Source organism: Pleomorphomonas koreensis DSM 23070 (assembly GCF_000425185.1).
Lineage (GTDB): Bacteria > Pseudomonadota > Alphaproteobacteria > Rhizobiales > Pleomorphomonadaceae > Pleomorphomonas > Pleomorphomonas koreensis.
Genome location: NZ_AULH01000050.1, coordinates 1 through 3,206, shown reverse-complemented (window position 1 = coordinate 3,206; position 3,206 = coordinate 1). Strand labels below are relative to the sequence as shown.

Here is a 3,206-nt window from a genome sequence, read left to right as displayed (position 1 = left end):
TCATCAGCCTGCCAGCGGCAAGCTGACACGTTCCCGGCTCTGTCCGGAAGGCACGGCGAGCGCCGAAGCTACACCACGCCCTGGGACACGATCCTCCGTTGCTCCGCCTGTACGCTGAGAATTTCCATCCGAGGTCGAGTTCGACGGCTGGCTCAACTCAGAGGGAGGAGACGCCGGCGGTAAGGGCACCCCAACAACTACGGGGTCGGACCGTGATGTGCTGGCTTCCGTTCTCCAGGATGGATCTGATTTGGGCGGACCACTTGCATTGATACCCGAGGCTGCGTTGGGCGATGCAAGCGCTTTGACAACATCATCGACCAACTTTCTATTCGGAGCAAAGAGCTTCGCCGATGTTGCTTCGTCCAGAAAGCCTGTCTCAGTCAGTCCCTGGGCCTTTTGAAAGGCGCGTAGTGCCGAGGCTGATTTCTTGCCCCATACGCCATCCGCGGCCCCAGGTTTGAAGCCAAAATCGGTTAGTGCCTGTTGCACTTGTCTGGGCGAACGATTCCACTCCTGCGCGTCCGCTGGGCTCTGCAGAAGGATACAAAAAGTCGCTAAAGCGGCCCAAACTGCGCCACCACTACTCACGTTCGCTCCCCTTGGAAGGTGAGTATACACCGTCAAGTGGTCAGGCCAAGAGCGGTTGGGGTAATCCTGTGAAGCGGGGGCGGGCGGGCCATCCGGAGCCCAGTGGCTACGGCTTGCGGGTCGGGTGCCCCCGGGCGCGACATGCATGAGCGATACGGCAAGTGGAACTCGATCTATGTCCGTTTCCGACGCTGGGCTGAACAGGGTGTCTGGGATGCACTTCTGGAAACGCTGGTCGAACTCGGGCTCACCGACGATTGGCAGCATATGATCGACAGCACCACCGTCCGGGGGCATTCGCAGGGCTGCCGGCGCAAAAGGGGACGACTCATAAGGAAGGCTTTGGTCGAAGCCGCGATGGCTTTACGAGCAAAATCCACGCCCGCTCAGGCGGTCGGGGGCGTCCTCATGGCTTCAAGTTGACCCGGTGGCGAGGTCTCTGACTATCTCGCTGTTGATGGCCTGATGGACCTGCCGATCGGCGAACCGCGCATGCTGCTGGCCGACAAGGGATACGACGGCGACGCGGTGCGGGTGGGACTGCTTCTGCGCGCCATTCTGCCAGTCATCCCACCTCGTTCGAGCCGCGTCGAGCCGCCATCTTACAGCTTCCGATATTATCGGGCAGAAACCGCATCGAGCGGATGTTCAATCGCCTCAAACAGTTCCGCCGCATAACCGCCCGCTAAGACGAGATGGACAAATCCTTCCTCGCCTTCCTAAACATCGCGGCGCTTAAGCTATGGCCGCCCACTTTTGTCAAAAGGACCTAGGCGACAATATTCGTGCGAACTATGCTTTATTTGGAGGTATTCTGAGTAACCAGAAGGCGATGGGTAGAGTAATGTTTTCACTCAACAATCTTCGTGGTCTGATCGCCCGTTGCGGGCTTCTGGCAGAGGATGAGGTTGATCGTCTTGAGTTGACTGTGAAAGAGTGGTTCCGTTTGCTTGAAGGCCCCAAGTAACGGTTTAGCTGGAATGGCGCCTGACGGGGGATCCTGTGCTAGAATAGGTTAGCTATCTCGCTTCCACTATGCGAAAGCTGTCAGCTCGCGACCAGCACCAGTCCAGTCATGCCCAAGCAGAAGTGACTCGGGCTATGGCGGTCATCGGCGGTTATACCGGCAGGGCTATCTTGCCTTTGGCTAGGCGTGCGAGAACATGCCCGTGGTCGGCAATCTCTTGAGAATCTATCTCATTGAGAATTGAAGAGATAGTCTCTCCATTTGTGCGGCAATCGGCGGTATTTGGCGGAGCGAGAGGAACTGTATTCCAACGTTCTCTCGCAGATTTACGAACGACCTCGCGCCAGTTCGCTTCCCAATCGATATTTTATCGAGGAGCTTTGTCTGACGTCTTGCTGTCTGAGGTCGTTCCTGCGAGCGCCTTGAAAACATCGGGCTCCACGGGCGCGCCGAAAAGGTAACAGGAGACCCCCGACCATCGCGAGCGCCATGAGGAGACCGGTCTCGGGTCCGACGATCGCTGTCACCGCGATCCAGGCGATCGCGGCCATGAGCCCGAGCAGCAGCGCCGATTGCACGAAATTGAACAGGCGATGGCGGGCAGAGACCCCTGTCATGGCGCCTCACGGTTCCGGACTTCGCGCTGGTCCTGATCGCGCACCAGCCAGTGGACAGCGCCGAGCGCTAGCGCCGCGCCGGCAAGAGCGGCAATCTTGGCCGGTTCCGTCTCGCCGAGGTCCAGGATGATGAATTTGCGCGCGATGGCGAGGAGCGCGATCAGCACGATCGTGCGGACCTGGAGGATCCCGAAGCTGCGTTCGGTCGCAACAAGAAGGGAGCGCTTGAACTCGAGCGCGATCACCACGGTGAAGATCATGCCGAACACCACCTGGAAGGTGGCGTAATCGAGAGTGTCGAATGCCCCCAGAACCAGGCGGTTCACGACTTCGCGCATCAGCGCCCAGACCGACGCCACGACGATCGCCGCAATGATGACGCTGAGGACGAAGATGACAACTTGCTCGAACTTCTCGTAGAGCGTCATCGCCGACCATTGTTCACGGGTCAGCCCGGATCGTTGCAAGTCTTTCATGATTGCCCCTCGAAGCCGCCCCGGAGAGACAAGCTCCCCGGGGCTTCGCCAGACGGTGCGATATCGCACGGAGCGGAGGGGACGCCGCAAACCGGCGACACCCAATGTGGCAAATCAGCCGTTCTTGACCTCGATGCGCTTGACCTTGGCCTGCGCCTCGGGAGTCTGGGGCAGCTTGATCGTCAGAACCCCGTTCTTGAAGGACGCTTGCGCCTTTTCGCCATCCACACCGGGGGGGAGCGGAATTGTCCGGTAGATCGCGCCGTAGCTGCGCTCGGACAGATAATACCCCTTCTTCTCCTCCTGGCGCTCGATCTTCTTCTCCCCCTTCACAGTCAATATGTCATCGTTGACCGTCACCTCGATGTCTTTCATCTCCATGCCCGGCAGCTCGATCGACACTTCGATCGCATTGTCGGTTTCAACGATGTCGGATTTCGCCTCGCCACTGCCAAAGGGCCATTCGAAATGACCGACACGGTTCCAGAAGCTCTCGAACACATGGTTCATTTCGCGCTGGAGTGTCGCGATCGGGTTGTCTTCGCTGCTCTTGGC

Annotated in this window: 3 protein-coding genes and 1 pseudogene; 1 reads left to right on the top strand and 3 read right to left on the bottom strand. The window is 59.0% G+C overall.

Features of this window, described 5'->3' with window-relative positions; translation table 11 throughout:
- Window positions 1–3 precede the first annotated feature (3 nt).
- The gene (locus H512_RS27955; protein ID WP_156899592.1) at window positions 4–738 is read right to left on the bottom strand and encodes a peptidoglycan-binding domain-containing protein; all 735 of its coding nucleotides are present in this window, start codon (window positions 736–738) and stop codon (window positions 4–6) included.
- Between H512_RS27955 and H512_RS27950 the strand changes: the two are divergent.
- A pseudogene (locus H512_RS27950) lies at window positions 712–1,364 on the top strand (IS5 family transposase); the annotation flags it as partial. The gene H512_RS27955 and the pseudogene H512_RS27950 overlap by 27 nt on opposite strands.
- Before the next feature lie 807 nt (window positions 1,365–2,171).
- Here the strand turns inward: H512_RS27950 and H512_RS0119845 are convergent.
- Entirely contained in the window at window positions 2,172–2,651 is a 480-nt protein-coding gene (locus tag H512_RS0119845) for a phosphate-starvation-inducible PsiE family protein (RefSeq protein WP_026784890.1), read from the bottom strand.
- A gap of 114 nt (window positions 2,652–2,765) precedes the next feature.
- The coding region (locus H512_RS0119840; protein ID WP_026784889.1) for an Hsp20/alpha crystallin family protein at window positions 2,766–3,206 on the bottom strand (441 nt) is incomplete at its 5' end.

Coding starts and splice junctions, on each gene's coding strand:
- H512_RS27955 (WP_156899592.1), bottom strand. CDS start 738: ATGCATGTCGCGCCCGGGGGCACCCGACCCGCAAGCCGTAGCCACTGG.
- H512_RS0119845 (WP_026784890.1), bottom strand. CDS start 2,651: ATGAAAGACTTGCAACGATCCGGGCTGACCCGTGAACAATGGTCGGCG.